Source organism: Mesorhizobium sp. M0491 (assembly GCF_040321265.1).
Lineage (GTDB): Bacteria > Pseudomonadota > Alphaproteobacteria > Rhizobiales > Rhizobiaceae > Mesorhizobium.
Window position 1 is genome coordinate 1 of sequence record NZ_JAMYRE010000064.1, and the last position, 1,103, is coordinate 1,103.

General features: G+C 56.1%; 2 protein-coding genes and 1 tRNA gene. All 3 read left to right on the forward strand.

Annotated features, from left to right (window positions below):
• Window positions 1-381: hypothetical protein (locus NKI69_RS33480; protein WP_352723444.1), on the forward strand; the 381-nt coding region annotated here is incomplete at its 5' end.
• Between the two features lie 52 nt (window positions 382-433).
• Window positions 434-524 (forward strand) — tRNA-Ser (locus NKI69_RS33485).
• 230 nt (window positions 525-754) lie between these two features.
• The gene (locus NKI69_RS33490) at window positions 755-997 is read left to right on the forward strand and encodes a GIY-YIG nuclease family protein (RefSeq protein WP_023812851.1); all 243 of its coding nucleotides are present in this window, start codon (window positions 755-757) and stop codon (window positions 995-997) included.
• The last annotated feature ends 106 nt before the right edge of the window (window positions 998-1,103 follow it).

Here is a 1,103-nt window from a genome sequence, read left to right on the forward strand (position 1 = left end):
AAAGTTAAAAAACGGGTCTGGGTATTCTTTGCTGAAGGACAGCGTTCCCTGCCCCATCCCCACTACCGAAAAAGATGCGCACCGCGCCGCTCCTTCGAAATCGACATTACCCATGAGGCGGCGGCGTTCAACCACGATCGTACCGGCGAAAGGGCTGCCTGGCTGCTATCCCCCGGCGTTGTTGCACAAATGACACGATTTGGCCTCACTCAGAAAGCTCTCGTTAACCATCAGGCCCGCCGCACCCCCTTGTTTGCCGCCGAATCCGGCGAAGGGCCGTCGGAATCATGGCAAGCTCCCGAGTCGCTAGCCAGGAAACAACCGCAGAACCGCCGCATCCATGGAAGGCCACGGTTCAGTGCATCTTATTTTTCCATATAATGATGCAGGCTTGTTGATTGTGCCGGCGCTTTTCTTTATCCACCGGCGCAACGGAGAGGTGGCCGAGTGGTCGAAGGCGCTCCCCTGCTAAGGGAGTAGAGGTCAAAAGCTTCTCGTGGGTTCGAATCCCATCCTCTCCGCCATCCTGCTTCGCTCTTCGAGCTTCGCAGGACAAGTCCAGACCTCTGCGCGAAGCAGGATGCCCTCCGAAGCCTCGGCGAAGGAGGGCTAAAACCCTAGCAAAACAAGGTTTTCTGCTTGCACTGTGCGCTTCGCAGGACAAGTCCAGACCTCTGTGCGATCCCAGCAAAAGCAGGGGTTGGCGGGCCGCCTTCCCCGAGCCAGGATACTCGCTTGGTTAAGGGGGTGGCTCGTGTGGTACGTATACCTGCTGGAAAGCAAGGCTACGGAAGGTGAGCGCTACATCGGCGTGACTTCAGACCTGAAGCGCCGACTTGCCGAACATAACGCCGGAAAATCCAGCCATACATCCAAGTTCATGCCATGGCGGATCGTCACCTATATCGCCTTCTCGAATCGAGCCAAGGCGACCTCGTTCGAACGTTATCTCAAATCCGGCTCCGGACACGCTTTCGCCAGCAAACGTCTTTGGTGATTGTTCGCGCGACGGCGGAAAATCCAGTATATTTTCGAAAAACTCTGGAGCCTCAATCACTTAACGCATAAAAGCGGTTTGCCGGTTCCGCTGTTTCGTTCGATTC